We start from the raw sequence: 26,927 nt of genomic DNA on the forward strand, positions 1-26,927 counted from the left end.
CGGACGTTGGTACATGACGCACCTTGATCGACCGGATCGTCGATCCCGTGCTGCGGAGCAGTATCGCCATGGAGGTCGCGGAGCTCGAGGCACGGCGGGCGTTCGGGCTGGTCGACGAGGAGCATCTGCCGGGTGCGGTCGGTCTCCCGCACGCCGTCGTCAGGCGGGGCTCGACGGTGATGTTCCGGGATACGGCCAGTGCCCACGTCTGGACGGTCCCCGAAGGCGGGATCGGCGAGCAGCTCGGGACGATCGCCCAGACGGGTGGTGGAGAGTCGGAGGTTCGAGCCTGTTTTCGCAGACCGGGTCTCACTTCTCTGAGCAGACGGGACTCCAGTACTCGCCTGACGTCAACACGCGTGCCGATCCGCAGGGACACAGTCGACCGGCGCGTGTTCATGCATGTACCGGTATGCTCGGTCCATGAGCACCGCAGGGACGATCAAGGCGTGCCGCGAGCGGGCCGGGATGAGCCAGTCCGAGCTCGCGGCACGGGCGGGCACGTCGCAGCCGGCGGTCTCCCGGTATGAGTCAGGGGCTAGCTCGCCGTCGGTCAAGACGCTGGAACGACTTCTTGCTGCTGCCGGAGCGCGCCTCGAGCTCGCTGCGGTGCCCGTCAAGCGTCGGTTCGACGCCCGCACGCCGCGCATGGCGCACCTCCGTGCGCACAGGCAGGAGATCCTCGCCGCGGCACGACGGTACGGGGCGACCGACGTCCGGATCTTCGGTTCGGTGGCGCGGGGTGAGGACGGTCCGGACTCCGACGTCGATGTCCTCGTGGACCTCGACGTCCGTCGCCTGGGGCTCCTGCCTGTCGCTCATCTCGCCGACGAGCTGTCCGACCTCCTCGACGAGCAGGTCGACGTCGTCCCTGTCGACGCGCTGGCGCCCCACGTGGCGGAGTCCGCGCTCGCTCAGGCGGTGTCGTTGTGAGTCGGGGGGATGCGGAAGGGCTCGACGACGTGCTCGCCGCCGTATCAGCGATCCGGCGGGCAGAACGGCTCGCGAAGGACGTCGGTTCCGACGCGTGCGACGAGGTGGTGGTCGCCGCTATCCAGTACTGGGTCTTCGTCATCGGCGAGGCCGTCAAGGCGCTCTCCACGGAGACGACGGCTCGGCAGCCCCAGGTACCGTGGTCAGACATCGCGCGAATGCGTGACCTGATCGGCCACCACTACTACAAGCTGGACGCGCAGATCGTCCGGGCCACGATCGGGGCACCACTCGCCCAGCTCGAGGCGGCGTGCGTCGAACTTCGCGAGGAGAACGGCGGAGGATCGCGCGCGTGAGCCGTCGTCGCGTGTCGGAAGACTCCTGGCACCGACGACGAGAGCCCCGCACCTGTTCGGTGCGGGGCTCTCGAGCGCTGAGCGGGTGACGGGAATCGAACCCGCGCTATCAGCTTGGGAAGCTGAAGTTCTACCATTGAACTACACCCGCGCGGCGCTGGTGGCGTCCGCCCCGGGCCCTCTGGGAGGATCCTCGGCGAACCAGCGCGCGCCCCGATCATAGCGGACGTCGCCGGTGATGCCAGAACCCGACCGCACGACGACCCGATCCGCGCCCGTGCGCGGCGCGCACCGAGGAGCAGCCTTGTCCGAGAACCCGTACCAGCAGCAGCCCGACCCCGCGCAGGGGAGCCCGGCCCCGGGCGACCCGGTCTACGGGGGCGGGGCGACGCCGTCGGGCGCGGCTCCCGCGGGTCAGCCCGAGCCGGGCCGGCAGACGTACGGCGAGCAGGGCTACGGCCAGCCGCAGGGCTACGGCGACGCCTACGGCCAGCAGCCGTACGGGACGCCCGGCGCGCAGGCGGGGTACGGCCAGCCGCAGGGGCAGGCCTACGGCGCCGACCCGCAGCAGGGCTACCCCCAGGGCTACCCGCAGCAGGGCTACGGCCAGCAGCCGGGGTACGCGCAGCCCGGCCCGTACGGACAGCCGGGCTTCGACCCTGCGTACGACCCCCAGGCCAAGTCCCGGCTCGCGGCGGGCCTGCTCGGCATCCTCGTCGGGAGCCTCGGCATCCACCGGTTCTACCTGGGCTACACGGGCATCGGCCTGACGATGCTGCTCGTGTCGGTGCTGTCGTTCGGCTTCGCCGCGCCGGTCATCGCGATCTGGGGCCTCGTCGAGGGCATCCTCTACCTGACGTCGAAGACGGGCTACTACTCGGTCGACTCGACCGGCCGCCCGCTGCGCGCCTGACACCTCGCCGAACCCTGGACCGCTCCCCACGGCGCACCGTGCCCGGGGAGCGATCCAGGGTTCGGCGCCCGGTCCGGGCACGCGCCGTCGTCGGCTAGCGTGGGCCCGTGCTGCTCTCCGACCGCGACATCCGGGCCGAGCTCGACGCCGGGCGCGTCCAGCTCGAGCCGTACGACCCGTCGATGCTCCAGCCGTCGAGCATCGACGTGCGCCTCGACCGGTTCTTCCGACTGTTCGACAACCACAAGTACCCGTTCATCGACCCGTCGCAGGACCAGCCGGACCTCACGCGCCTGGTCGAGGTCGACCCGGCCGAGCCGTTCGTGCTGCACCCGGGGGAGTTCGTGCTCGGGTCGACGTTCGAGACGGTGACGCTGCCCGACGACGTCGCGGCGCGCCTCGAGGGCAAGTCGAGCCTCGGGCGGCTGGGCCTCCTCACGCACTCGACGGCCGGCTTCATCGACCCAGGGTTCTCCGGGCACGTGACGCTCGAGCTGAGCAACGTCGCGACGCTGCCGATCACGCTGTGGCCGGGCATGAAGATCGGGCAGCTCTGCTTCTTCCGCCTGTCGTCGCCCGCCGAGAACCCGTACGGGTCGAGCGTCTACGGCTCCCGCTACCAGGGCCAGCGCGGCCCGACGGCCTCCCGCTCGTGGCAGAGCTTCCACCGCACCGACGTCTGAGCGCGGCACGCCGCGTCGGACGCCGTTCGACCCCGCAGGACCCGAGGACCGGAGGACCGCACCGCATGAGCCCGCTCCCGCCGCTTCCGCACCCCGACGGGCCCGGCGCCGCGCAGTCGTACCAGGCGCGGCACCTGCTCGGGCTCCCGGCCGACGTCGTCGTCGACGAGGTCGAGACGCTCGCGCTGTCGCGGTTCGCGGGCGCGCGCTGGGACGTCGCGCCGGAGGGCACCGAGCCGCTCGTGCCGCCCGCCCGCACGGCGGCGCCGGGGGCGCCGGGCGTGCTGCGCACGTCCCGCCACACGACGGTCACGGGCCCGTACGCGGGCCCCGGCTCCGGCCTGCCGCCGGGCACGACGCTCGTGTTCGACGTCGTGTGCCCGCGCGAGCGCGGCGACGTCCCCTACCCGGGCGGCGGGGACCGCGACGGGATCGGCCGCGCGTTCCCCGGCGGGCTGCCGGTGCGCGAGGAGGAACGGGTCGTGGCGTTCCTCGTCGCCGCGGCGCGCCGGCTCGGCGGGTCGGTGCGGACGGACGTCGGCAACCCGGCGGGCCCGGGCGTCGTCCTCACGCCCGACCCGGGCGTCGCGATCGACATGACGCTGTACTCGGACGTCTGGCTGGACCCCAACGCCGCGCTCGCGCTCGTCGCGCGGCTCAACCCGCGCACGCGGCTCGCGACCGAGGGCAAGTCGTACGAGGGCCCCCCGAAGGGCATCGCCGACCTGCCGCTGTACCCGGGCGAGAAGATGGACCCCGCGCTGCGCCGCGCGATCCACGCGGCGGCGGACGACGTCGACATCGAGGCGCTGACGACGCGCGCGGTCCTCGACGGGTACGGACTGATCGTCGACCTCGGCATGGACGGCCTCGTCGCGGTGGAGGTGGGCGGCGAGGAAGCGCTGCCGCTGCTGCTGCGCGGCCTGCCGTGGACGGCGGACGGCGCCGTGAGCTACCGCGTGCGGTGGGAGCCGCGGGACCTGGTCGAGTCGCAGCAGGAGCAGCCGTCGCTCGACCACCAGGTCGCACGCAAGCGGGCAGCAGAGGTCGTCGCGCAGGTCACGCGGACGCTGCACGACGCCGTCGGGGGCGAGATCGCGGACGAGGCGGAGTTCCTCGTGGACCCCGAGGATCTCTGACGGGAGACTGAGGAATCGGTCACGGTCGGGGCTGCGGGGACCGTGCAGGGCTGACGAGTCGGTAAAATGGTTCGCGGCACGGCATCGCCGTCGCCGTGAACTGTCGTGCCCTGCGACTCCCTTCCGCGGGTGCGACGATGACAAGTCCAGCAAGACCCCCGGCTCTGCCTGCCCACCCCGCCCCCGACCCGGACGGAGCGGCCCGTGCTCTACGTGCTCGTTGCCCATCTCGTGATGGCACTGGGCGCGCCCGCACTCGTCTCGCTCCTCGGCCGCCGGGCGTTCCTCGTCATGGCGCTCGCGCCGGCATCGGCGGCCGTCTACGCGCTCGCGTGGACCGACCGCGTGATGTCGGGCGAGCACCCGACGCAGGTCGTCGAGTGGGTCCCCGGCCTGGGCCTCGAGCTGGCCTTCCGCATGGACACGCTGTCGTGGCTCATGCTGCTGCTCGTCGGCGGGGTCGGCGCGCTCGTCCTCGTCTACTGCTCGGCCTACTTCTCGCCCACCGCGCAGGGCCTGCGGCGGTTCGGCGGCGTGCTCACGGCGTTCGCCGGAGCCATGGTCGGGCTCGTCACCGCGGACGACATGCTGCTCCTCTTCGTCTTCTGGGAGCTCACGACCGTCTTCTCCTACCTGCTCATCGGGCACTACGCCGACCGCAAGGCGAGCCGCCGGGCCGCGATGCAGGCGATCGTCGTGACGACGGCGGGCGGCCTCGCGATGCTCGTGGGCGTCGTGATCCTCGGCGTGCAGGGCGGGACCTTCCGGATGTCGGAGATCATCGCCGACCCGCCGACGGGCGGTGCGGTGACGGCCGCGATCGTGTGCCTCCTGATCGGCGCGGCGAGCAAGTCCGCGCTCATCCCGCTGCACTTCTGGCTGCCCGCGGCGATGGCCGCGCCGACCCCGGTGAGCGCCTACCTGCACGCCGCGGCGATGGTCAAGGCAGGCGTCTACCTCGTCGCGCGGTTCGCGCCCGCGTACTCCGACACGACCGTGTGGCGGTCGATGGTCATCGCGCTCGGCGCGGGCACGCTGCTCGTCGGCGGCTACCGCGCGCTGCGCCAGTACGACCTCAAGCTCGTCCTCGCGTTCGGCACGGTGAGCCAGCTCGGCCTCATCATCCTGCTCGTCGGCCTCGGCGCGCGCGGCGCCGCGCTCGCCGGGCTCGCGATGATCGGCGCGCACGCGATGTTCAAGGCGTCGCTGTTCCTGGTCGTCGGCGTGGTCGACGCCGCGACCGGGACGCGCGACCTGCGCCGCCTCACGGGCGTGGGCAAGGCCCTGCCCTGGACGGCGGTCGCGGGCGGGCTCGCGACCGCGTCGATGATCGGCCTGCCGCCGTTCGCGGGGTACGTCGCGAAGGAGGCGGCGCTCGAGTCGCTCCTGCACGGCGACGGGCCCGTCTGGGTCGACACGGTGGTCCTGTGGGCGGTCGTCGTCGGGTCGATGTTCACCGTCGCGTACGGGATCCGGTTCTGGTGGGGCGCGTTCGCGTCCAAGCCGCACCTCGGCACGTCTCCGTCCCGCGCGAACGAGCACGTGGGCCTGCGTCGGAGCGCCGCGCGCGGCCCCGCCGTCGCGGCGGACGAGCCGCCGATCGACCCCGCGCGCATCCATCGCCAGCCGTTCCTGCTCGTGAGCCCGGCCGTCGTGCTCGCGGTCCTCGGCCTCGCGACGGCGCTCGTGCCCCACTTCGGCGAGGATCTCCTCGCGCCCTACGCGGACACCTACCCCGTGGGCGAGCCCGGGCACCTCGTCCTGTGGGCGGGCTTCACCCCCGCGCTCGCGCTCACCGTCCTCGTCCTCGCGGTCGGCGTCGTGCTGTTCTGGCAGCGGGCGCGCGTCGAGCGCTTCCAGGCGTCGCTGTGGACCGGCCCCGAGGCCGACGTCACCTACCGCAAGGTCATGCGCAAGCTCGACGACCTCGCGGCGGACGTCACCGCCGTCACCCAGCGCGGCTCGCTGCCTTTCTACCTCGGCGCGATCCTCGTGGTCCTCGTCCTGGGGCCCGGGATCGTCATGGTCGCGCAGACGGCGTGGCCCGAGCAGCTCAAGGCGTGGGACCGTCCCGCGCAGCTCGTCGCGGTCGCCGCGATCTGCATCGCCTCGGTCCTCGCCGCCCGCTCGCGCCGCCGGCTCAAGGCCGTGATCCTCGTCGGCATCGCGGGGTACGGCAACGCCGTCCTCTTCCTCCTGCACGGCGCGCCCGACCTCGCGCTCACGCAGGTCCTCGTCGAGACGATCACGCTCGTCGTCATGGTGCTCGTGCTGCGCCGCCTGCCCGCGTACTTCTCGAACCGGCCGCTCGCCGCGAGCCGGTGGGTGCGCCTGGGCATCGGCCTGGCCGTCGCCGTCGTCATGATGGGCTTCGCGGTCGTGGCGCCGCTCGCGCGGGTCGCGACGCCGATCTCCGTCGACTTCCCGGCCGAGGCGTACGAGTTCGGGCACGGCAAGAACATCGTCAACGTGACGCTCGTCGACATCCGCGCGTGGGACACGATGGGCGAGATCTCGGTCCTCCTGGCCGCGGCGACGGGCGTCGCGTCCCTCGTCTTCCTGCGCACGCGCAGCGGCGAGATCCTGCGGGCGTCGGGGGCCCGGCCCGCCACGACCTCCTCGGGGTCGGGATCGGGCGTGTGGAGCGAGGGCGACGACCCCGGTGCCGCGCTCCGCCGGCGCGGGGTCACGGAGAAGGACCAGCCGCGCATGCTCGTGTGGCTCAGCGCGGGCCGCACGCTCGCGCCCCAGAGACGCTCGGTGATCTTCGAGGTCGTCACGCGCGTGCTGTTCCACGCGATGATCGTGTTCGCGCTCTTCCTGCTGTTCTCCGGGCACAACGCGCCGGGCGGCGGGTTCGCGGCCGGCCTCGTGGTCGGGATCGCGCTCATCGTGCGCTACCTCGCGGGCGGCCGGTACGAGCTCGGGGAGGCCGCGCCGGTGCACCCCGGTCTGCTGCTCGGCACGGGACTGTTCCTGTCCGCGGGCGTGGGGCTCGTCGCGTTCCTGCTCACCGGGAACGTGCTCGGCAGCGACGCGTACGACATCGCGCTGCCGCTCGTCGGTGAGATCCACCTCGTCACGTCGCTGTTCTTCGACGTCGGCGTGTTCCTCGTCGTCGTGGGCCTCGTCCTCGACATCCTGCGCACCCTGGGGGCGGAGATCGACCGCCACGCCGAGCGCGCCGCCGCCGGGCGCGAGCCCGGCGAGGACACCGGGCCGTTCGAGGCCATGGAGCCCGACTCGATCGGGGGTGGCCGGCGGTGAACGTCATCGACATGACCCCGAGCGTCGTCCTCGTGCTCGCGATCGGCGTGCTCTTCGCAGCGGGCGTCTACCTGCTCCTGGAGCGCAGCCTGACGCGCGTCCTGCTCGGCTTCATCCTCATGGGCAACGGCGCGAACCTGCTGTTCCTCGTCGCGGGCGGGCGCGCCGGCGGAGCGCCCCTCATCGGCACGACGCCCGAGGACGAGATGAGCGACCCGCTCGTCCAGGCGATGGTGCTCACCGCGATCGTCATCACGCTCGGCATCACGGCCTTCGTGCTCGCGATGGCCTACCGGTCGTGGCAGCTCCACGGCCACGACGAGGTGCAGGACGACCTCGAGGACCGCCGCGTCGCACGGCACGCCGCGCGCAACGCCCCCGCGTTCGAGGACGCGGACACGGAGGAGAGCGGCGCGAGCCTGGACGACGAGGCCGCCGAGGTCCGCGACGAGACCGACGGCGACGGCGACGGCATCACCGACGGTCAGGAACCGCCGTCGTCCCCGGCGCCGCCGGCCGCGGGGAGCGACGACACCCGGCACGACCGCCCGGACGACCCACGACCTGACGACCGCAGCGACGACAGGAAGGAGCCGCGATGAGCCTCACCGCCGCGGCGCTCGTGCCGCTGCCCGTCGTCCTCCCGCTCGTCGCGGCCGGCGCCGCGCTCGCGCTGTGGCGCCACCCGCGCGCGCAGCGGCTCATCACGGTCGCCGCCCTCGCGCTCGTCCTCGCCGCGTCGGTGGGGCTGCTCGTCGCGGCCGACTCCGGGCCGATCGTCGTCGACGTCGGCGGCTGGGCCGCCCCGGTCGGGATCGACCTCGTCGCGGACCGGCTCTCCTCGCTCATGCTCGTCGTGTCGAGCTTCGTCATGCTGTGCGTCCTGCTCTACTCGCTCGCGCAGGGCGTGGCGGACGGCGACGAGGAGGCGCCGGTCGCGATCTACCACCCGACGTTCATGGTGCTCGCGGCGGGCGTGTTCAACGCGTTCCTCTCGGGCGACCTGTTCAACCTCTACGTCGGGTTCGAGATCTTCCTCGCCGCGAGCTACGTGCTCCTCACGCTCGGCGGCACGGGCGAGCGCATCCGGGCGGGGTCGATCTACGTCGTCGTGGCGCTGCTGTCGTCGATCGTCTTCCTCGTCGCGATCGCGCTGACGTACGCGGCGACGGGAACGGTGAACCTCGCCCAGCTCTCCGAGCGCTACGCCGAGATCGACCCGGGCATGGCGCTGGCCATCCAGCTCCTCCTGCTGCTCGCGTTCGGCATCAAGGCCGCCATCTTCCCGCTCTCGGCGTGGCTGCCCGACTCCTACCCGACGGCGCCCGCGCCCGTCACGGCGGTGTTCGCCGGCCTGCTCACCAAGGTGGGCGTCTACGCGATCATCCGCACGCAGACGCTGCTGTTCCCCGAGGACAGCGTCGTCGACGACGTGCTCATGTGGCTCGCGCTGCTCACGATGGTCGTCGGGATCCTCGGCGCCGTCGCGCAGAACGACATCAAGCGACTCCTGTCGTTCACGCTCGTGAGCCACATCGGCTACATGATCTTCGGCATCGCGCTCGCGTCCGAGCCGGGCATGGCCGCCGCGATCTTCTACGTCGTGCACCACATCACCGTCCAGACGACGCTGTTCCTCGTCGTCGGGCTCGTGGAACGCCGCGGCGGGTCGACGTCGCTCGACCGGCTCGGCGGCCTGGCCAAGCTCGCGCCCGGCCTGGCCATCCTGTTCTTCATCCCCGCGATGAACCTGGCCGGGATCCCGCCCCTGTCGGGCTTCCTCGGCAAGGTCGGCCTGCTCGAGGAGGGCGTCGCGCAGGGCACGCCGCTCGCGTGGGCGCTCGTCGTCGGGTCGGTCGTCACGTCGCTGCTCACGCTCTACGCGATCGTCAAGGCGTGGAACAAGGCGTTCTGGCAGACGGCGCCCGTCGAGATCCCCGCGGACGCACGCCTCCCGCGCGGCATGGTCGGGCCCGCGACGGCGCTCGTCGCCTTCGGCCTCGCGCTCACCGTGGTGGCCGGACCGCTCTACTCGTACACCGAGCGCGCGGCCGCGACGCTGCTCGACGGCCACACGTACGTCGACGCCGTGTTCCCGGGCGACTCCGACCGCGGACAGGGCGAGTCGAACGAGGTCGCGACCGGCGAGACGGACGGCACGGAGCCGGCCACGACGACCGGGGGTGGGGACGGATGAGCCTGCACCGCCGTCGTCGCGCGCTCGCGTCCGGCTGGTTCGCGCGCGTCACCACGCAGTGGCGCACGATCCTGTGGCTGACGATCGTCTGGGTCATGCTCTGGGGCGACCTGTCGTGGGGCAACGTCCTCGCCGGCGTCATCCTCGGCTTCGCCGTCATCACGTTCTTCCCGCTGCCGTCGATCGCTGCGCGCGGGAAGCTCCGGCCGTGGCCGTTCACCGTGCTCGTCGCGCGCTTCGTCGCCGACCTCGTCGTCGCGTCGTTCCAGGTGAGCCTGCTCGCGCTCACGCCGCGGCACACGCCGCGCGGCGCCGTCGTCGGCGTGCGGCTGCGCAACCCGTCGGACATCTACCTGACGATCACGGCCGAGCTCTCCTCGCTCGTGCCCGGCTCGATCGTCGTCGAGGCGCACCGCCTCACCGGGATGCTCTACCTGCACGTGCTCGACGTCGAGGCGGCGGGCGGCGTGGAGAAGGTCCGCGCGGACACGCTCGCGCTGGAGGCGCGCGTGCTGCACGCGCTCGCGTCCAACGACGAGCTGCGCGCCGCGGGCCTGTACCGCGACCCGTCGACGCGAGAGGTGGCCGAGGCATGAGCGACACCGTCTACCTCGTCGTCGTGATCGCGAGCGCCGCGCTGCTCGCCGTCGGGGCGAGCCTCGCGATCGTCCGCGCCGAGCGTGGCCCGTCGATGCTCGACCGCACCATCGCGCTCGACGTCTTCACGACCACGCTCGTCGGGGCGATCGCGCTCGAGGCCGCGTTCTCGCGGCGCACGGACACCATCCCGATCCTCGTCGTGCTCTCGCTCGTCGGGTTCGTGGGCTCGGTGACGATCGCGCGGTTCGCGTCGGTCGAGCCCGAGGACGAGGGCCGCATCCGCACGGCCGACGAGGTCGCGGCGGAGGACGCCGCCCGCCGCGAGGCCGAGGATGCCGACCGCGAGGCCGCCGTCGATCCCGAGCACCATGGCGGGGCGCCCGAGGGGGAGGTGCGGTGATGGACCCGACGACCGCGTTCTGGGACACCGTGGCCGACGTCCTCTCGGCCGTCTTCCTGCTGTGCGGCGCGTTCCTCGCGTTCGCCGCCGGCGTCGGCGTCGTGCGCTTCCCCGACCTGCTCGCGCGCATGCACGCGGCCACGAAGCCGCAGGTGCTCGGGCTCATCCTCGTGCTCGCGGGGCTGAGCCTGCGGCTGCGCTCGTGGGGCGCCGTCGCGACGCTCTTCCTCGTCGTGATCTTCCAGCTCCTCACGTCGCCCGTCGCGGCGCACATGGTCGGCCGCGCCGGGTACCGGACCGGCAAGGTGCGTACCGACCTGCTCGTCGTCGACGAGCTCACGCGCGACCAGGACGCGGCCGAGCGCGAGGACGTCGGCGAGCACGAGGACGCCGGGGGTGCCGACCGGCCTGCGCCGCGCGAGGGCGCCGCGCCGGCGGTCCCGGGCGACGTGGACCTCGCCGACACCGCCGACACGGCCGCCGGCGACGTCGGTCCCTCGGGTTCCGAGACCTCGGAGCGCTGACGCGCCCGTCGGCGCGTGCCGCGCCGACGGCGAGCGGCTCCGAGGAGGAGACCGCCGCTCCGCGCGCGGGCCGTGAGCACGGCTGGTAGACCGGCAGCATGGCCGACGCCCCCACGCCCGCCCCGCCGCAGCCGGAGTCGCGCAACCCCCGGGTCGCCCGGCCGGAGGACGGGGGCGAGAGCACCGTCACCGTGATCGTCGCGTTCCTCGCCAACGCGCTCGTCGCCGGGGCGAAGACCGTCGCCGCGACGATCACGGGGTCGGCGTCGATGCTCGCCGAGGCCGTGCACTCGTGGGCGGACACCGGCAACGAGGTCTTCCTGCTCGTCGCCGACAAGCGCTCGCGGCGCCCCGCCGACGCCGAGCACCCGCTCGGGTTCGGCCGCGAGGCCTACGTGTGGTCGATGTTCGCCGCGATCGGGCTCTTCGCCGTGGGCGCCGGGGTCTCCATCACGCACGGCATCCAGGAGCTCGTGCACCCCGAGCCGGCGGACAACTACGTCGTGGCGTACGCCGTGCTGGCGCTCGCGTTCGTCCTCGAGGGCGTGTCGTTCCTCCGCGCCCGACGCCAGGCGCGGGACGAGGCGCGCGCCGCGGACCGGGACACGCTGCACCACGTCCTCGTGACCTCCGACCCCACGCTGCGCGCCGTGTACGCGGAGGACGCCGCCGCGCTGGTCGGCCTCGTCGTCGCGTTCGGCGGAGTGCTCGCGCACCAGCTCACCGGCTCTCCCGTCCCGGACGCGATCGGGTCGATCGTCGTCGGTCTCGTGCTCGCGGTGGTGTCCGTCGTGCTCATCGACCGCAACCGCCGTTTCCTCGTGGGCGAGGCCGCGATGCCCGCGACGCGCGCGGCCGTCCTGGAGGGCATCCGGGACCTGCCCGAGGTCGAGCGCGTGACCTACCTGCGCCTCGAGTACGTGGGCCCGCGCGCGCTGTACCTCGTGGCGAGCGTGGACCTGCGCGGCGACGAGTCGGAGACGTCGGTCGCGCGCCGCCTCGACGACCTCGAGCGCCGCGTGACGTCCGTGCCGCTCATCGCGGGCGCGGTGTTCACGGTCTCGGCGCCCGAGGAGCCGTCGATCGCCTGACCCCGACGGTGCCGAACCCGGGGTTGTTCCCCGGTTCGACGTCGAACCGGGGAACAACCCCGGGTTCGGCAGCGGGGGAGCAGCGGGCAGAACGGACGAAGCGGTACACATCCACGGCCGGGGTGGGTAGGGTCGAGCGATGGCCACCCAGCGCACGCCCCGGCACCGGGCCGGAGCGCCCGCGGAGCTGCCCCGCTCGCGACCGGCACCCGGGACCTCGCGGGCCGGGCGTCCGTCGTCCGCGGCTCCGGCGTCCGGGGCGGTCCGACGGCGGGGCGGCCCGTTCGCGCGCCACCTGCGGTCCGGTCCGCGGGTCGCCGTGACGTCGGGGGTCGCCGCGGCGCTGCTGCTCGGCCCGCCGCTGGGCGTCACGGTCGCGACGGCGACCGGCGAGCTCCGTCCGGAGCACGTCGGCCCCCTCGGTCCGGTGGTCGCGGCGCTGCCGTGGCAGGGGACCGGCCCGGAGTCCTGGCTCGACGGCCGGGACCCGCGCGACGACCGCTCGTCGCGGACGCTGGCAGACGGCCGCACGGCGGACGACCTGGACGACTCCTCGGACACCCCCGCGGTGCCAGGCGCGTCCGGTTCGGCCGGCGCGCCGGACACCCCGCCGGAGGGCGCCGAGCAGGCCGAGCCGGGCGGGGCCGACGCCGACGAGGAGCCGGCCCCGGCGCCGCCGGACCCGGCGGCGGGCGACGCCGAGGCCGGCTCGGCGCCGGGCGAGGTCACGGACCCCGCGCCGGGCGTGACGCCCGCCCCCGCCCCGGCGTCCGCTGCGGCGGTCCCGGCCGGGCCGGGCGTGATCACCGCGGAGGGCGCCGCCGTCGTCGAGCGGACCAACGCGGAGCGTGCCGCGGCGGGATGCGGCCCGCTCGTCGTCGACGAGCGGCTCACGGCCGCGGCGCAGCTCCACAGCGAGGACATGCTCGCCCAGGGCTACTTCGACCACACGAGCCTCGACGGCCGGTCCCCCTGGGACCGCGCGAAGGCCCAGGGTTACGCGAACCCGGGTGCGGAGAACATCGCGAAGGGACAGGCGACGGCCGAGGACGTGGTGCGCGCGTGGATGGATTCGCCCGGGCACCGGGCGAACATCCTCAACTGCGACCTGCGTGAGATCGGCGTCGGGCACGCCGACCGGGTGTGGACCCAGCTCTTCGGCTGGGGCTGAGGCCGCGGCGCGGCCGACCCGCCCTGCTCAGAGGAGAGACGGCGCCCCGGTCGCGCGTGCCTCCCGGTCGAGCAGGCTGCGCTTGACCTCGAGGCCGTAGCGGAACCCGCCGAGGCTGCCGTCCGTGCGCAGCACGCGGTGGCACGGCACGAACAGCGCGGCCGCGTTCATCGCGCACGCGCCCGCGGCGGCGCGCACGGCGGCGGGCCGTCCCGACAGCTCGGCGTACCGCGTGTAGGTGACGGGGTCGCCCGGCTCGACCGTGCGCAGCACGTCCCACGCGTGCGCGCGGTAGGGGCCCGAGACCTGGCGCACGGGGACGGCGTCGATCGCGTGCACGTCGCCCGCGTAGTACGCCCGGACGGCGGCGACGGCCGGGACGACGGCGGGTGCGTCGTCGGGCACGAGCGAGACGTCCGCGGGGCGCAGGTCGGGGTGGACGAGCGCGACGAGCGCCGCGGGCTCGGACGTCCAGCCGGAGGCGAGGACCGTGCCGTCGGGGTCGACGACGACCGTGAACGGGCCGTCGGGCGTGGCGACCGTCGTGGTGACGGCCGTTCCGGTGGTGGTCGTCGCGGGGGCGGTGGCTGCGGTGGTCACGGGGTCTCCTTCGTGGGGGCGGACGAGGGTCGGGGGGCCGCGGCGCGCCAGAGGTGCATCGCGGCGTACGAGCGCCACGGCGCCCAGCGCTCCGCGTGCGCGGTGAGCGTGCGCCGGTCGTCGGGCAGACCGAGCGCCGCAGCGCCCGCGCGGAGGGCGAGGTCGCCGTCGAGCAGGACGTCAGGGTCGTGCAGGACGCGCATCGCGACGTACCCGGACGTCCAGGGGCCGACGCCGGGCATCGCCTCGAGCGCCGCGCGCTGGGCGGCCGGGTCGTCGGCAGAGGAGAGCGCGAGCGACCCGTCGGCGAGGGCCCGGGCGACGCCGAGGATCGCGGCCGTCCGGCGCGCGGGCCCGCGCACGTGGTCGGCTCCGCCCTCGGCGAGCTGCGCGGGCGTCGGGAAGAGCAGGGTCGGCCCGAACCGGGACGCGAACGGCCTGCCGAGCGCGACGGCGAGCCGCGACAGGTGCGTCCGCGCGGCGGCGACGGAGATCTGCTGTCCCACGAGTGCGCGGACGAGGATCTCCGTCGCGTCCACCGCGCCCGGGACGCGGATACCGGGATCGGCGCGCACCGACGCGGCGAGCGCCGGGTCGGCCGCGAGGGCCGCGTCCACGGCCGTGGGGTCGGCGTCGAGGTCGAACAGGCGGCGGACCCGGGCGATCGCCGCGGGCAGGTCGGCCACGGACGTGAGCTCGAGCTCGACGTGGAACCGCGCCGTGCCGTGGGCGCGCCCCGGCGGCGGGCCGTACGTCGCGCGGAACGCTCCCGGGCCGTGCGGGAGCGCGAGCGTGCGCGCGTACGACAGGACGGGCCCGGCGAGGTCCGCGACCTCGACGCCGTCGACGGCGCGCGCCGCGAGGAACGCGAACACGCCGCGTGCGTCGAAGGGCTCGCGCAGGGGGAGCGTGAGGTCGAGCACGGCGGTGGTGCCGCCGTCGTCCCCGACGACGCCCGGGCCGTCGGGAACATGCCCGCCCGAGCCCCTGAGGGGAAGAGCCGGGCGGTCGCGCCGCGCCCGACGGCGCAGCTCGCCCGGCGTCGTGTCGAAGACCTCGGTGATCGTGTCGTTGAACTGCCGGACGCTGCCGAAGCCTGCGGCGAACGCGACGTCGGCGAGGCGGAGGTCGGTGCCCGTGAGCAGGGCGCGCGCGGTCTGGGCGCGCAGCGCGCGGGCGAGCGCGACCGGGCCGGCGCCCAGCTCCGCGACGAGCACGCGGTGCACGTGCCGGGGCGAGTACCCGAGGTGGGCGGCGAGGCCGTCGACGCCCTCGCGGTCCACGACGCCGTCGGCGACGAGACGCATCGCACGGGCGGAGAGGTCGTGCCCGAGGTCCCAGCTCGGCGTGCCGGGCACGGCCTCGGGGAGGCAGCGCTTGCACGCGCGGTAGCCGGCCTCGTGCGCGGCCGCGGAGGTCAGGTAGAACGTGACGTTCTCCGGCTTGGGCGTGCGCGCAGGGCACGACGGGCGGCAGTAGATGCCCGTGCTGCTCACCGCGGTGATGAACTGCCCGTCGAACCGCCGGTCGCGCGACGCGATGGCGCGGTAGCGCTCCGCGAACACGGGGTCCGTCGTCGCGCGGGGAGTCGCGAGGGTCGTCGTCATGACTCGATCCTCACCCGCGGGGCGACCCCTTGGCTAGCGGGATTCGGACACGACGGTGGCGCTCCCCGGCGCGAACCCGGGATCCCTCCTCAGCCTGGTCGGGTCCTGGGGGCGACCCCGGGTTCGGCAGTCGAGGGCGTGCGGTCGGGGCCGTCAGACCCGGGCGTCGAGCCAGTCGAGGACCTCTCGCAGGTAGGTCGACCGGGCGGGCTCGGGGGAGAGGGCGAGGTCGTGCGCGCCGCCCTCGACCGCGACGATCGTGACGTCGTCGCCCAGCCGCTCGGCGCGCGTCGTGATCTGCCCGACGTCGAGCACGCTGTCGGTCGTGAGCAGAGCGTCGTGCCAGCCCGACGCGGGGCCGCTGCGTGCGGACGCCAGCACGAGGACCGGGCAGTCGACGTGCAGGCCCCGCGCGACGCGCGCGTGCCCGCGCCGCACCGCCCGCAGGAACCCCGCTCGTACCGGGAAGCCCTCGATCGGCTTCCAGGCGAGGTCGAAGTCCCACTCGCCGCCCGTGCTCGCGTGCAGGGCCTCCGCCCAGTGCGGGTCGAGCCCGCCCACGACGAGCCGCGGCGCGACCCGGCCGACGACGTCGACCACCCACGTCACCGGCCCGCGGAACACCCACGGCCGGTTGAGGTCGAACCACGGGCTGTTGAGCACGAGCGCCGCGAGCCGCCCGGGACGCGCGTCGGCCCACAGGCTCGCGACGAGACCGCCCGTCGAGTGGCCCAGCACGACGAGCCGCTCGTGCCCCTCCGCGCGGATCGCGCGCGCGGCCGCGTCGAGGTCGTGGGCGTAGACGGCGAGGTCGGTGACGAAGTTCGGGTCGTCGTCGGGCCGCGACGGCGCCCCCGTGCCGCGGCCGATCGAGCGCCCGTAGCCCCGCAGGTCGAGCGCGTAGAACCGGTACCCGCGCGCCTCGACCGCCTCGGCGACGTGGGTCTGGAAGAAGTAGTCGATGAACCCGTGCACGTACAGCACCGCGGGCCGGTCGCCCGAGGGCGTCGGGGCGTCGCGCCGCACCAAGGTCGCGACCGCGCCGTCCGGCAGGTCGAGGTCGCGCGCGACCCAGTCCCCGCCCAGCACGTCCGTGCGCCACTCCGGCGTCTGCGTCTCGGCCATCCGCGTCTCCCGTCCTCGCCCCACCACCTGTCAGCAGATTCTCGCGCCTCGGCGCGATCGCTCGGCGACAACGCGCGGGTGCGGGGTAGCGTGGCGCGGATGACGAGCGAGATCATCGCCCGCGTCGACGACGGCGTCGGGCACCTCACCCTGGACCGTCCCCGCGCGCTCAACGCCCTCGGCTACGCCATGCTCGGCGAGATCGCCGACGTGCTGGAGGAGTGGCGCGTCGACCCGACCGTGCGCCTCGTGCTGCTCGACGGTGCGGGCGACCGCGGCCTGTGCGCGGGCGGCGACGTCCGGGAGCTGCGCGCGTCGATCGTGGCCGGGAAGCAGGCCGAGGCGCGCCGCTACTTCCGGCGCGAGTACGCGGTCGACGCCGCGCTCGCGGAGCTGCCCGTGCCCGTCGTGACGATCATGGACGGCATCACCATGGGCGGTGGGGTCGGGCTCGGCGCGCACGCGCCGGTCCGCGTCGTGACCGAGCGGTCGCGCGTCGCCATGCCGGAGACGCGGATCGGCTTCACGCCCGACGTCGGCGGCTCCTGGCTCCTGGCCCGCGCGCCCGGGCGGCTCGGGGAGCTGCTCGCGCTCGGCGCCGTGACGATGGACGCCGCCGACGCGATCTTCGCCGGGCTCGCCGACCACTACGTGCCGAGCGAGCGGCTGCCCGTGCTCGCCGCCGACCTCGCCGCGCTCGCGACCGCGGGGGTCGACCCGCTCGACGTCGAGGACGTGCGGGAGGTCGTGCGCCGCCACGCCCTGCCCGCACCCGTCTCGCGGCTCGTGGCGCGCCAGGCGGCGGTCGACGCCGCCTACGCGGCGGACACCGTGCCCGAGATCGTGGCGCGGCTGCGCGCTGGCGCCCGGGACGGGGACGAGCAGGCGGGCTCCGAGGCCGACGAGCTCGAGCGGCTCTCGCCCACCGCGGTCACCGTGGCGCTCGCGGCGGTGCGCAGCGCGCGCGGGCTCCCGGACCTGCGTGCCGCGCTGGAGCAGGAGTACGGGCTCGTCTCGTGGTTCGTCGACACGCAGCCGGACCTCGTCGAGGGTGTCCGCGCGCAGGTGGTCGACAAGGACCGCGACCCGTCGTGGCGCCCGGCGACGCTCGCCGAGGTCGACCCGGGCGTCGGGGCGGAGGCGCTGGCGTACGTGCCCGCGGAGGCGCTGTGGGACGACGCGCTGAGCCCGCGCCTGGCGCGCCGCGCGGTCGAGGCCGTGGTCCGGCGGTTCGGCGAGGACGTGCCGACGCCGGACGAGCTGGCGGAGGCGCGCGACGACCTCGTGGTCGAGCTCGTCGAGCGGCACGACGACGGCGGCACGGTCGTGCACCTCGCGGACTCGTGCGGGGAGCACTTCCTCGACGGGTACTGGCCCGCGGTGCGGTTCGACGCCGTGGGCGACGTCGTCGAGGTCACCGTCGAGTCCTGACGCGACCACGCCGTACGAGCCGACGACGCACGACGGCCCGCCCCGGGCTCCCGGGGCGGGCCGTCGATGCGTGGTGCTGCGAGTCACCCGCTTCGCACGGCGAGTGCCGCACGAGGCGTCGCTCGCGTCACTCGGGCGGCGGGCGGAGGCGCGTCGCGTCGTCGATCTCGTCGTCGGGCCCACCCGGGGCCGGGGGCCCGTCGGGTCCGGCGCCGGGCTGCGGCGGGAGCGGCTGGGTCGGGGCCGGCTGCTGGTACGGCGGCAGCGGCTGGGTCGCCCCCGGGGGGACGGGCGGCTGCGCGGGGAGCGGCGTCGTCGGCGACGACTGCGGGTGCGGCGCGCCGGGAGGGGCGTACGGGGCCGCGCCGGGGTAGCCGCCCTGCGGCTGCGGCGGGGCCGGCGGCTGGGCGCCGTACTGGCCCGGGGCCGGGGGCTGCGCCCCGTAGCCCTGCGGCGCGCCCGGCTGGCCGGGGTAGGCGCCCGGCTGCTGGCCCGGGTACGCGCCCGGCTGCTGGCCCGGGTACGCGCCCGGCTGCTGGCCCGGGTACGCGCCCGGCTGCTGGCCGGGGTAGCCGCCCTGCTGGCCCGGGTAGGCACCGGGCTGGCCGGGGTAGGCGCCCTGCTGACCCGGCTGCTGTCCCGGGTAGCCGCCCTGCTGACCCGGGTACTGGCCCTGGGGCTGGCCGGCGAACTGACCGGGCTGGCCCGGGTAGCCGCCCTGCTGGAAGCCGGCGGCCTGACCGTCCTGCGCGCCCGGCTTGGAGCGGAGCACGAGCCACAGCACGAGGCCGATGATGCCGAGCAGCACGAGGCCGCCGATGACGAACCAGAGCCAGGCCAGGGACCCGGAGTCCGAGGCGTCGGCCGCGCTGTCGCCGCCGTCGGGCGCGGTGGCACCGTCGGAGTCGGTCGCCTCGTCCGAGCCCTCGTCGCCGGTTCCCGCCGCGCCGCCCGCGACGGCCGAGCCGCGCGCCGTCATCTCGTTGACCTCGCCGACGACGGGCGTCCAGGTCACCGTGTTCCCGTCGATCTCGCCGTTGGACTCGGCGACCTCACCGGGGAACGTGATGGAGATCTTGATGTCGAGGCTGTCCATCATCTGCTGCGTCAGCTCGTCGCTCGTCGCGTCACCCGTGTCGGGGTTGAACTCCTCGCCGGTCATGTCCATCGACCCGCTCACGACGTACTCGTCACCCTCGCGCGTGACGGAGATCGAGTCGGCCCCGGCGGACGAGAGCTGCGAGATGGGCTGGTCCGCGTACGTGATCTTGGTGCCCGTGTACCCGTCCTGGGCGTACGGCTCCTGGGTCGCGCCCTCCGGGAGCTCGGACTCCATCTCGGAGCCCATCTGGTCCCACAGCTCCTGCGGGTCCGACCCCATGGACGTGGCGAGCTCGTCGCTGAACGCCATGACGACGCTGCCGTCGAACGTGTCGTCCTCGTTGAGGGTGAGGGCCATGTCCATCCTCATGCACCCCGCGAGGAACAGTGCGAGGGTGGCGAAGAGGGCGCCGAGGCCGAGTCGTCTGCGCAAGGGTGAGGAGTTCACCCGCCCAGCATGTCGCGGATCGTCGCCAGGGGCGAGGGTCGATGCCGATTTGAGACGGAATGCGGCCGGAGTTCATCCGCTCCGCAGGGACGCGCCACGGGGAGGTCGGTTGCGAGGGTGACGAACGAAGTTGAGCGGAATACACTCAACTTCGGAGTCGTTCCACTGGTCAGACCATCTTTTCGAGCACCACACCGGAGCACCTATGGAAACGAAGTTCACCACGATGTCGCAGCAGGCGATCGGCGAGGCGATCCAGACCGCGTCGGCCGCCGGCAACCCGCAGCTCGAGCCCACCCACCTCCTCGCCGCGCTGCTCACGCAGGAGGGCGGGGTCGCCGTCGGGCTGCTCGACGCCGTCGGCGCGGACAAGCAGGCCGTCGGCCAGAAGGTCCGTGCCGCGCTCGTCGCGCTGCCCACCGCGAGCGGTTCCGCCGTCGCGCAGCCGACGCCGTCGCGCGCGACGTCCACGGCGCTCGACAACGCCGCGAAGGAGGCGCAGGCCCTCGGCGACGAGTACGTCTCCACCGAGCACCTGCTGCTCGGCATCGCCGCGGGTTCGTCGCAGGCCGCGACGATCCTCCAGCAGGCCGGCGCGACCGCCGACGCGCTGCGCTCGGCGCTGCCCGCCGTGCGCGGGAGCGCGCGCGTGACGAGCCCCAACCCGGAGGGCACCTACAAGGCGCTCGAGCAGTACGGGACCGACCTCACGGCCGCGGCCGCCGAGGGCAAGCTCGACCCCGTGATCGGGCGCGACTCCGAGATCCGGCGCGTCGTGCAGGTGCTGAGCCGCCGCACCAAGAACAACCCCGTGCTCATCGGGGAGCCCGGCGTCGGCAAGACGGCCGTCGTCGAGGGCCTCGCGCAGCGCATCGTCGCGGGCGACGTCCCGACGTCGCTCCAGGGCAAGCGCCTCGTGTCGCTCGACCTCGCGAGCATGGTCGCGGGCGCGAAGTACCGCGGCGAGTTCGAGGAGCGGCTCAAGGCCGTCCTGGAGGAGATCCGGTCCTCCGACGGCGAGGTCGTCACGTTCATCGACGAGCTGCACACGGTCGTCGGGGCGGGCGCGGGCGGCGAGGGCGCCATGGATGCCGGCAACATGCTCAAGCCCATGCTCGCCCGCGGCGAGCTGCGCCTCGTGGGCGCGACCACGCTCGACGAGTACCGCGAGTACATCGAGAAGGACCCGGCGCTGGAGCGCCGGTTCCAGCAGGTGTTCGTCGGCGAGCCCTCGGTGGAGGACACGGTCGCGATCCTGCGCGGGCTCAAGGAGCGGTACGAGGCGCACCACAAGGTGACGATCGCCGACTCCGCGCTCGTCGCGGCGGCGTCGCTCTCCGACCGGTACATCACCGGGCGCCAGCTCCCGGACAAGGCGATCGACCTCGTCGACGAGGCGGCGTCGCGCCTGCGCATGGAGCTCGACTCCTCGCCGATCGAGATCGACGAGCTCCAGCGCGCGGTCACGCGCCTCGAGATGGAGGAGGTCGTGCTGTCCGAGTCGACCGACCCCGCGTCGCTCGAAAGGCTCGAGAAGCTGCGTGCCGACCTCGCGGACCGTCGCGAAGAGCTCGCCGCCCTCACCGCGCGGTGGGAGGCCGAGAAGGCGGGCCACAACCGCGTCGGCGACCTGCGCGCGAAGCTCGACGAACTGCGCGTCCAGGTCGAGCGCGCGATCCGCGAGGGCGACCTCGAGACCGCGGGCCGGCTCCAGTACGGCGAGATCCCGCAGGTGCAGCGCGAGCTCGACGAGGCCGAGGCGGCCGAGCAGGCCGACGACGCGTTCGCCGCGTCCGGCCCCGAGGCCGCGCCGATGATCGCGGACAAGGTGGGCGCCGACGAGATCGCGGAGGTCGTGTCCGCGTGGACGGGCATCCCCGCCGGCCGCATGCTCCAGGGCGAGAGCGAGAAGCTCCTGCACATGGAGGAGGTCATCGGGGAGCGCCTCATCGGCCAGCAGGCCGCCGTCCGCTCGGTGTCCGACGCCGTCCGTCGCTCGCGCGCGGGCGTCGCCGACCCGGACCGGCCCACGGGCTCGTTCCTCTTCCTGGGCCCGACGGGCGTCGGCAAGACTGAGCTCGCGAAGTCGCTCGCGGACTTCCTGTTCGACGACGAGCGCGCCATGGTGCGCATCGACATGTCCGAGTACTCCGAGAAGCACTCGGTGGCCCGCCTCGTCGGCGCGCCCCCGGGGTACGTCGGCTACGAGGAGGGCGGCCAGCTCACCGAGGCCGTGCGGCGCCGGCCGTACTCGGTCGTGCTGCTCGACGAGGTCGAGAAGGCGCACCCGGAGGTCTTCGACATCCTGCTCCAGGTGCTCGACGACGGCCGCCTCACCGACGGCCAGGGCCGCACGGTCGACTTCCGCAACGTGATCCTCGTGCTCACGTCGAACCTCGGCTCGCAGTTCCTTGTGGACCCGATGCTCGACGACGCGGCGAAGCGCGAGGCCGTGATGAGCACGGTGCGGGCGAGCTTCAAGCCGGAGTTCCTCAACCGCCTCGACGACGTCATCGTGTTCGAGCCGCTGACGATCGAGGAGCTGGGCCGGATCGTCGACATCCAGGTCGCCGCGCTCGGTCGGCGCCTCGCGGACCGGCGCATCACGCTCGACGTGACGACCGCCGCCCGTGAGTGGCTCGCGCTCGAGGGCTTCGATCCCGCCTACGGCGCGCGCCCGCTGCGCCGCCTCGTGCAGCGCGAGATCGGCGACAGCCTCGCGCGGATGCTGCTCTCGGGCGACGTCGCAGACGGCGACGTGGTGCGCGTCGACCGCGACCCCGAGGGCGAGGGGCTGACCCTCACGACGGAGATCCTCACGGCCTGACGTCCTGCCCGACGGACCCCGGGTCCTCTGCCGTCGTCGTGACCGACCGGCGCAGAGGACTCGGGGTCCCCGTGTCCGCGCGGACGGGGAGTGCCCCCGTACCGCGCGTCCTCACGGCCTCCGGGACATACTCGGTCCGTGCCGACCGACGAGACGACCGAGACCCAGAACACCGCTCCGCAACGCCCCGACGTCGGGCCCCACCGCTCGGCCGTGATCGTCAACCCGAACCGGGTCGAGGGGCTGGACGCGCTGCGCGACCTCATCGTCACGCGGCTCACCGAGGCGGGGTGGCCGGAGCCCGCGTGGCTCGAGACGACGGCCGAGGACCCGGGCACGGGCCAGGCGCGTCAGGCCGTGGCGGACGGCGCGGAGGTCGTCTTCGTGAGCGGTGGCGACGGGACGGTCCGCGCCGTCGTCGAGGGGCTGGCCGGGACGGACGCGGCGCTCGCCATCCTGCCGGGCGGCACGGGCAACCTGCTCGCCGCCAACCTGGGGGTCCCGACGGATGCGGAGGAGGGCATCCGGCTCGTGCTGCGGGGTGGGCGGCGCACGATCGACGTCGGGGTGGCCGACGGACAGACGTTCGCGATCATGGCGGGCATGGGGCTCGACGCCGCGATGATGCGGGACGCCCCGGCGGCGCTCAAGGCGCGGGCCGGCTCGGTCGCGTACGTCGTCTCCGCGCTCAAGCACCTCGCCGACGACGAGATGAACCTCGAGGTGACCGTCGACGGGCAGACGCGGCGACGCCGGGCGATGACCGTCCTGGTGGGGAACGTCGGACGCCTGCAGGCGGGGACCGACATCCTCCCTGACGCCGAGCCGGACAACGGGCAGCTGGAGGTCGCGATCATCGCGCCCCGCAACCTCAAGCACTGGGTCCAGCTCCTGTGGGGCGTGCTGCGGCGCCGCAGCCGCGTCCCGAGCCGCGAGATCGTGCGGGGCCGCGAGGTCTCGGTCGTGTCCGACCGGCTGCAGCCCCGCCAGCTCGACGGCGACGTCATCGACCCGGGCGAGCGCCTCGACGTCCGTGTGCGGCCGGACTCCCTGCACGTGTGCGTCTACCACCCTGAGGACTCCGAGGACGTCACGCGGGGCGCCCCCAGACGCCCGTGAGCCCGGCGCCGACCGTCGCAGCGCGCGGACGTCCCTGTCGCCGGACCCGGCGCTTCGGCAGGATGGACGCATGAGCGCTCCCCAGCCCGACCCCGAGACCTGGTCCGCACCCGCCCCGTCCCCCTACGGCTCGAGCTCGCCGGCCCTGGCGCCCGGTGCGCGACGCTCGACGCTCGCCGTCGTGGCCTTCGTCCTCGGGATCGCGACCGTCCTGGTCGGTGCGGTCGTCACGCTGGCCTTCCCGTTCGTGCTCTCGTCGTCGGACTACTCGCCGTCGTCGATCGGCGTGCTCCAGCTCGCCAACGGCATCCTCACGGGCGTGCTCGCGCTGGTCGCGACGGTCGCCGGCGCGGTCGCGCTCGTGCGCCGGATGCCGGGCACGGCGCTCGCTTCAGCCGGCACGGCCCTCGGCGCGGCGGCGCTCCTGGGGGTCGTCCTCAGCGTCGTGCAGGGTGCGCTCTACCAGGTCCTCTGACCTCCTCCGACCGCGACCCGCACCCGGCGACCGGGCTCGTGCGTCGCGGGTGCGAGCCGGCGCGCGGTGCTGCACCGTGGGCCCATGAGTCCCCGACATCCCCGGCTCCCGAGGATCGTCGTGACCGCGCAGCGCTGGGAGGCGCTGACGTTCCTCCACTGGCGCGCCGACCCTGCGGTCGTGCAGGGCTGGCTCCCGCCCGGCCTCACCGTGCAGGAGGTCGGCGGGGCGACGTGGCTCGGCGTGGTCCCGTTCGTCATGGCGGACGTCCGGGTCCCGCCCCTGCCCGCCCTCGGCGCGTGGTCGACGTTCCCCGAGCTCAACGTCCGCGTGTACGTGCGCGACCGCGCGGGCACCGAGGGCGTGTGGTTCCTCGGGCTGTGGGCCACGTCGCGCGCGTTCGTCGCCGCGACGCGCGCGGCGGGCGTCCCGTACCACCCGTCCGGCGCGGTGGTGCACGCGCGCGGCGACCGCGCCGGCCCGCCGTCGGCGGTGCGCTACCGGTTCCGCTCGGCGGGTCGAGGACCCCTGCACGTCCCGCACGAGCACCCAGGGCTGCGCGACCTCACCTTCTGCGCCGAGGTGCGGGCGCACGAGGAGGTCGACGCGTCGTCGGGCCTCGTGCAGTGGCTCACGGCACGGTGGAACGCGTACGGCGCGCGGGCCGGGCGGCTGTGGCGGTTCCCGGTCGTGCACGAGCCGTGGACGCTGCGGCGCGGCACGCTCGACGCGCTCGACACGGACGTGCTCGACCGCCTCGGGCTGCCGCCCGCCGACCCGGAGCTCGTGCACGTGGCCGCGCCGGTGCACGCACGGTTCGCGGTACCGCGCCCCGTCCGCTGAGCTCAGGGGGCCGGGTCGACGACCCCGTGCCGGAACGCCCAGACGACGAGCTGCACGCGGTCGCGCGCCCCGGTCTTGGTCATGGCGCGGCTCAGGTGCGACTTCACGGTGCTCGGCTCGAGGAACAGAGCCGTCGCGATCTCCGCGTTGGACGACCCGCGGCACAGCAGGTCGACGATGTCGAGCTCGCGCGGGGTGAGGAGCGCGGCCGCGTCGTCGTCCCGGGAGACGGGTGCGCGGCGGCGCGCGAACTCGCCGATGACCCGACGCGTGAGGGACTGGTCGACCAGGCCGTCGCCCGCCGCCACGCGGCGCACGGCGTCGACGAGCACGTCCGGCTCGGCGTCCTTGAGCAGGAACCCGCTCGCCCCGGCCTCCAGCGCCCCGAACACGTAGTCGTCGAGGTCGAACGTGCTCACCACGAGCACGGGCACCGGGTCGACGACGTCCGGCCCGGCGAGCGCTCGCGTCGCCGTGATCCCGTCGCCACCGGGCATGCGCACGTCCATGCACACGATGTCGGGTCGCTCGCGGCGCGCGACGCGCACGGCGTCGGCGCCGTTCGAGGCCTCGCCGACGACCTCGATCCCCTCGCTCTCGAGGATGACGGTGAACCCGGCGCGGACGACGGCCTGGTCGTCCACGAGCACGACGCGTGTCACGAGACCTCCTGGTCGGCGGTGCGGGAGTCGCGCGCGGGTGCGCGCGGCACGGCGAGGCGCACGAGCCACGCCCCGTCCGGGGCGCGCCGCGCGTCGAGCGTGCCGCCGAGCACGGCCGCCCGCTCGCGCATGCCGACGAGCCCGTGCCCGGTCTGCGGGTCGGCGACCCGCACCGTTCCCGCCGCCGGGTTGCGCACGGTGAGGACGAGGTCCGCGGCCGACCACGCGAACCGCACGGCCACGGGCCGTCCCGGCGCGTGCCGGCGGGCGTTGGCGAGCGCCTCCTGGAGCACGCGGTAGACGGCGAGCTGGGTGCTCGGCGTCGGCTCCCACGGGCGGCCGTCGGTCTCGACCGTGACGACGGCGCCCGCGGAGCGTGCCGTGTCGAGGAGGGCGGGGACCTCGGCGAGCGTCGGCTGCGGCGCCTCGCGCTCCGCGCCGTCCTCGTCGTCGCGGCCGCGCAGGATGCCGACCACGAGGCGGAGGTCGTCGAGCGTCTCGCGGCCCTGCACGCGGATCCACCGCACCGACTCCTTGGCGCGCTCCGGGTCGGCGTCGACGAGGCGCTCGGCCGCAGACGCCTGGACCACGATGCCCGAGAGGTGGTGGGCCGCGACGTCGTGCAGCTCGCGCGCCATGCGCGCCCGCTCCTCGAGGACCGCCTGGGCGGCCAGCGCCTCGCGCTCGCGCTCGGCACGGAGCACCCGGTCGCGCAGCTCGGTCACGAGCTCGCGGCGCGTCGCGACGTACGACCCGACGAGCGCCGCTCCGACGAACGTGAGCAGCGCCGAGAGCAGCGCGCCGCCCACCTGGAGCGCGTGCTGCGCGGGCCCCGCCCCGGCGGGGACGGCGAACCCCCCGAGCGCGAAGACGAGCACGACCTGCGCGACCGCCGCCGCCGCGGGTGCGGCCAGGCGCGTGCGACGCGGCGCGTACGCCCCGGCGGAGTAGGCGGCGACGAGGGTCGCCGGGGCCTGGAAGCCGACGTACGGGGGCAGGAGCACGGTGATGGCGACCTGGGCCGCCACGGCGAGCGCGAGGCAGGCGAGCGGCGCCCGACGGCGGACCGTGAGGGTCGCCGCCTGGAGCACGACGAGCGCGAGCACGGTCGCTCGCGCCCCCGGGGTGACGAGCGCGGCGCCCGGCCCCGCGCCGAACGTCGCGCCGACGTCCGTCGCGAGCACGCGCTCGATGCCGAGGAACAGCACGACGGTGGCTGCGGCGACGAACCCGGCGAGCACGGCGTCGCGGCCGGTGTCGGTGCGCACGCCGACCCGGTCGAGCGCACGGCGCAGGGCCTCGGTCACGATCTCCTCCAGACGGGACGACGGGTACGGTGCGGCGGGCACGAGCAACGGGTACGGACGGTCGGGCAACGGGCCTGCCCACCCTACGGGGGCGCATCGACCCGACCG

The 26,927-nt window shown here is 74.6% G+C and carries 24 protein-coding genes and 1 tRNA gene; 18 read left to right on the plus strand and 7 right to left on the minus strand.

Annotated elements, in window-relative coordinates; all coding sequences use genetic code 11:
- The first annotated feature begins 423 nt into the window (after positions 1–423).
- Entirely contained in the window at positions 424–933 is a 510-nt protein-coding gene (locus ACN9MS_RS02775) for a helix-turn-helix domain-containing protein (protein ID WP_426310621.1), read from the plus strand.
- Positions 934–962: 29 nt separating this feature from the next.
- Positions 963–1,289 (plus strand): DUF86 domain-containing protein, encoded by a 327-nt coding sequence (locus ACN9MS_RS02780; protein ID WP_426310622.1) that lies wholly within the window; start codon positions 963–965, stop codon positions 1,287–1,289.
- Between the two features lie 80 nt (positions 1,290–1,369).
- On the opposite strand, the gene ACN9MS_RS02785 is transcribed toward ACN9MS_RS02780, so the two are convergent.
- Positions 1,370–1,440, minus strand: a tRNA-Gly gene (locus tag ACN9MS_RS02785).
- Positions 1,441–1,593: 153 nt separating this feature from the next.
- On the opposite strand from ACN9MS_RS02785, the gene ACN9MS_RS02790 reads away from it, so the two are divergent.
- The 11 genes from ACN9MS_RS02790 to ACN9MS_RS02840 all read left to right on the plus strand — a co-directional run bounded on the left by ACN9MS_RS02790 (position 1,594) and on the right by ACN9MS_RS02840 (position 13,274).
- Positions 1,594–2,202 (plus strand): NINE protein, encoded by a 609-nt coding sequence (locus tag ACN9MS_RS02790; RefSeq protein ID WP_426310623.1) that lies wholly within the window; start codon positions 1,594–1,596, stop codon positions 2,200–2,202.
- A gap of 107 nt (positions 2,203–2,309) precedes the next feature.
- Positions 2,310–2,885: a dCTP deaminase gene (gene dcd / locus ACN9MS_RS02795; RefSeq protein ID WP_141390646.1), complete on the plus strand. Its 576-nt coding sequence runs from the start codon at positions 2,310–2,312 to the stop codon at positions 2,883–2,885.
- A gap of 65 nt (positions 2,886–2,950) precedes the next feature.
- The gene (locus tag ACN9MS_RS02800; RefSeq protein ID WP_426310624.1) at positions 2,951–4,024 is read left to right on the plus strand and encodes a hypothetical protein; all 1,074 of its coding nucleotides are present in this window, start codon (positions 2,951–2,953) and stop codon (positions 4,022–4,024) included.
- Between the two features lie 234 nt (positions 4,025–4,258).
- Positions 4,259–7,291 (plus strand): Na+/H+ antiporter subunit A, encoded by a 3,033-nt coding sequence (locus ACN9MS_RS02805; protein WP_426310625.1) that lies wholly within the window; start codon positions 4,259–4,261, stop codon positions 7,289–7,291.
- Positions 7,292–7,302: 11 nt separating this feature from the next.
- Positions 7,303–7,893, plus strand: a complete 591-nt coding sequence (locus ACN9MS_RS02810) for a Na(+)/H(+) antiporter subunit C (protein ID WP_426310626.1) — start codon at positions 7,303–7,305, stop codon at positions 7,891–7,893.
- On the plus strand, positions 7,890–9,488 hold the full coding sequence (locus ACN9MS_RS02815) for a Na+/H+ antiporter subunit D (RefSeq protein WP_426310627.1): 1,599 nt from the start codon (positions 7,890–7,892) through the stop codon (positions 9,486–9,488). The genes ACN9MS_RS02810 and ACN9MS_RS02815 overlap by 4 nt, the downstream gene beginning before the upstream one ends.
- Complete coding sequence (locus tag ACN9MS_RS02820) at positions 9,485–10,084, plus strand: Na+/H+ antiporter subunit E (protein WP_426310628.1); 600 nt, start codon at positions 9,485–9,487, stop codon at positions 10,082–10,084. The genes ACN9MS_RS02815 and ACN9MS_RS02820 overlap by 4 nt, the downstream gene beginning before the upstream one ends.
- Positions 10,081–10,488, plus strand: coding sequence for a monovalent cation/H+ antiporter complex subunit F (locus ACN9MS_RS02825; protein WP_426310629.1), 408 nt, complete (start codon positions 10,081–10,083; stop codon positions 10,486–10,488). Before ACN9MS_RS02820 ends, ACN9MS_RS02825 begins: the two co-directional genes overlap by 4 nt.
- Positions 10,488–11,012: a monovalent cation/H(+) antiporter subunit G gene (gene mnhG, locus ACN9MS_RS02830; protein WP_426310630.1), complete on the plus strand. Its 525-nt coding sequence runs from the start codon at positions 10,488–10,490 to the stop codon at positions 11,010–11,012. The genes ACN9MS_RS02825 and mnhG overlap by 1 nt, the downstream gene beginning before the upstream one ends.
- A 98-nt stretch (positions 11,013–11,110) precedes the next feature.
- Complete coding sequence (locus ACN9MS_RS02835; protein WP_426310631.1) at positions 11,111–12,103, plus strand: cation diffusion facilitator family transporter; 993 nt, start codon at positions 11,111–11,113, stop codon at positions 12,101–12,103.
- A gap of 139 nt (positions 12,104–12,242) precedes the next feature.
- Positions 12,243–13,274 carry a CAP domain-containing protein gene (locus tag ACN9MS_RS02840; protein ID WP_426310632.1) on the plus strand — a complete coding sequence of 344 codons (1,032 nt, stop codon included), beginning with the start codon at positions 12,243–12,245 and terminating at the stop codon, positions 13,272–13,274.
- A gap of 27 nt (positions 13,275–13,301) precedes the next feature.
- Here the strand turns inward: ACN9MS_RS02840 and ACN9MS_RS02845 are convergent, their stop codons facing one another.
- The 3 genes from ACN9MS_RS02845 to ACN9MS_RS02855 all read right to left on the minus strand — a co-directional run bounded on the left by ACN9MS_RS02845 (position 13,302) and on the right by ACN9MS_RS02855 (position 16,606).
- The gene (locus tag ACN9MS_RS02845; RefSeq protein WP_426310633.1) at positions 13,302–13,874 is read right to left on the minus strand and encodes a methylated-DNA--[protein]-cysteine S-methyltransferase; all 573 of its coding nucleotides are present in this window, start codon (positions 13,872–13,874) and stop codon (positions 13,302–13,304) included.
- Entirely contained in the window at positions 13,871–15,481 is a 1,611-nt protein-coding gene (locus tag ACN9MS_RS02850) for an AlkA N-terminal domain-containing protein (RefSeq protein ID WP_426310634.1), read from the minus strand. The genes ACN9MS_RS02845 and ACN9MS_RS02850 overlap by 4 nt, the downstream gene beginning before the upstream one ends.
- Before the next feature lie 153 nt (positions 15,482–15,634).
- Positions 15,635–16,606, minus strand: coding sequence for an alpha/beta hydrolase (locus tag ACN9MS_RS02855; RefSeq protein WP_426310635.1), 972 nt, complete (start codon positions 16,604–16,606; stop codon positions 15,635–15,637).
- A gap of 99 nt (positions 16,607–16,705) precedes the next feature.
- On the opposite strand from ACN9MS_RS02855, the gene ACN9MS_RS02860 reads away from it, so the two are divergent.
- On the plus strand, positions 16,706–18,037 hold the full coding sequence (locus ACN9MS_RS02860) for an enoyl-CoA hydratase/isomerase family protein (RefSeq protein ID WP_426310636.1): 1,332 nt from the start codon (positions 16,706–16,708) through the stop codon (positions 18,035–18,037).
- A 127-nt stretch (positions 18,038–18,164) separates the two neighbouring features.
- On the opposite strand, the gene ACN9MS_RS02865 is transcribed toward ACN9MS_RS02860, so the two are convergent.
- Positions 18,165–19,496: an LppM family (lipo)protein gene (locus ACN9MS_RS02865; protein ID WP_426310637.1), complete on the minus strand. Its 1,332-nt coding sequence runs from the start codon at positions 19,494–19,496 to the stop codon at positions 18,165–18,167.
- A 295-nt stretch (positions 19,497–19,791) separates the two neighbouring features.
- Between ACN9MS_RS02865 and clpB the strand changes: the two genes are divergently transcribed.
- From clpB to ACN9MS_RS02885, 4 genes are all read left to right on the plus strand, one after another.
- Positions 19,792–22,413 carry an ATP-dependent chaperone ClpB gene (gene clpB / locus ACN9MS_RS02870; protein WP_426310638.1) on the plus strand — a complete coding sequence of 874 codons (2,622 nt, stop codon included), beginning with the start codon at positions 19,792–19,794 and terminating at the stop codon, positions 22,411–22,413.
- 138 nt (positions 22,414–22,551) lie between these two features.
- A complete protein-coding gene (locus tag ACN9MS_RS02875) occupies positions 22,552–23,532 on the plus strand; it encodes a diacylglycerol/lipid kinase family protein (RefSeq protein WP_426310639.1) in 981 nt (326 codons plus the stop codon).
- 70 nt (positions 23,533–23,602) lie between these two features.
- A complete protein-coding gene (locus tag ACN9MS_RS02880; RefSeq protein ID WP_426310640.1) occupies positions 23,603–24,007 on the plus strand; it encodes a hypothetical protein in 405 nt (134 codons plus the stop codon).
- 120 nt (positions 24,008–24,127) lie between these two features.
- Complete coding sequence (locus ACN9MS_RS02885) at positions 24,128–24,850, plus strand: YqjF family protein (RefSeq protein ID WP_426310641.1); 723 nt, start codon at positions 24,128–24,130, stop codon at positions 24,848–24,850.
- A 2-nt stretch (positions 24,851–24,852) separates the two neighbouring features.
- On the opposite strand, the gene ACN9MS_RS02890 is transcribed toward ACN9MS_RS02885, so the two are convergent.
- Together ACN9MS_RS02890 and ACN9MS_RS02895 are read right to left on the minus strand one after the other, a co-directional pair.
- The gene (locus tag ACN9MS_RS02890) at positions 24,853–25,512 is read right to left on the minus strand and encodes a response regulator (protein ID WP_426310642.1); all 660 of its coding nucleotides are present in this window, start codon (positions 25,510–25,512) and stop codon (positions 24,853–24,855) included.
- The gene (locus ACN9MS_RS02895; RefSeq protein WP_426310643.1) at positions 25,509–26,861 is read right to left on the minus strand and encodes a sensor histidine kinase; all 1,353 of its coding nucleotides are present in this window, start codon (positions 26,859–26,861) and stop codon (positions 25,509–25,511) included. Before ACN9MS_RS02895 ends, ACN9MS_RS02890 begins: the two co-directional genes overlap by 4 nt.
- Positions 26,862–26,927 lie beyond the last annotated feature (66 nt).

This window comes from Cellulosimicrobium sp. E-16, assembly GCF_049913115.1.
In the GTDB taxonomy this organism is placed as follows: Bacteria; Actinomycetota; Actinomycetes; order Actinomycetales; family Cellulomonadaceae; genus Cellulosimicrobium.

Excerpts from the sequence above, each read along its gene's own strand:
- ACN9MS_RS02775 (WP_426310621.1), top strand. The coding sequence starts at position 424 with ATGAGCACCGCAGGGACGATCAAGGCGTGCCGCGAGCGGGCCGGGATG.
- ACN9MS_RS02800 (WP_426310624.1), top strand. The coding sequence starts at position 2,951 with ATGAGCCCGCTCCCGCCGCTTCCGCACCCCGACGGGCCCGGCGCCGCG.
- ACN9MS_RS02805 (WP_426310625.1), top strand. The coding sequence starts at position 4,259 with ATGGCACTGGGCGCGCCCGCACTCGTCTCGCTCCTCGGCCGCCGGGCG.
- ACN9MS_RS02810 (WP_426310626.1), top strand. The coding sequence starts at position 7,303 with ATGACCCCGAGCGTCGTCCTCGTGCTCGCGATCGGCGTGCTCTTCGCA.
- ACN9MS_RS02815 (WP_426310627.1), top strand. The coding sequence starts at position 7,890 with ATGAGCCTCACCGCCGCGGCGCTCGTGCCGCTGCCCGTCGTCCTCCCG.
- ACN9MS_RS02820 (WP_426310628.1), top strand. The coding sequence starts at position 9,485 with ATGAGCCTGCACCGCCGTCGTCGCGCGCTCGCGTCCGGCTGGTTCGCG.
- ACN9MS_RS02825 (WP_426310629.1), top strand. The coding sequence starts at position 10,081 with ATGAGCGACACCGTCTACCTCGTCGTCGTGATCGCGAGCGCCGCGCTG.
- mnhG (WP_426310630.1), top strand. The coding sequence starts at position 10,488 with ATGGACCCGACGACCGCGTTCTGGGACACCGTGGCCGACGTCCTCTCG.
- ACN9MS_RS02835 (WP_426310631.1), top strand. The coding sequence starts at position 11,111 with ATGGCCGACGCCCCCACGCCCGCCCCGCCGCAGCCGGAGTCGCGCAAC.
- ACN9MS_RS02840 (WP_426310632.1), top strand. The coding sequence starts at position 12,243 with ATGGCCACCCAGCGCACGCCCCGGCACCGGGCCGGAGCGCCCGCGGAG.
- ACN9MS_RS02850 (WP_426310634.1), bottom strand. The coding sequence starts at position 15,481 with ATGACGACGACCCTCGCGACTCCCCGCGCGACGACGGACCCCGTGTTC.
- ACN9MS_RS02855 (WP_426310635.1), bottom strand. The coding sequence starts at position 16,606 with ATGGCCGAGACGCAGACGCCGGAGTGGCGCACGGACGTGCTGGGCGGG.
- ACN9MS_RS02860 (WP_426310636.1), top strand. The coding sequence starts at position 16,706 with ATGACGAGCGAGATCATCGCCCGCGTCGACGACGGCGTCGGGCACCTC.
- ACN9MS_RS02865 (WP_426310637.1), bottom strand. The coding sequence starts at position 19,496 with ATGGCCCTCACCCTCAACGAGGACGACACGTTCGACGGCAGCGTCGTC.
- clpB (WP_426310638.1), top strand. The coding sequence starts at position 19,792 with ATGGAAACGAAGTTCACCACGATGTCGCAGCAGGCGATCGGCGAGGCG.
- ACN9MS_RS02880 (WP_426310640.1), top strand. The coding sequence starts at position 23,603 with ATGAGCGCTCCCCAGCCCGACCCCGAGACCTGGTCCGCACCCGCCCCG.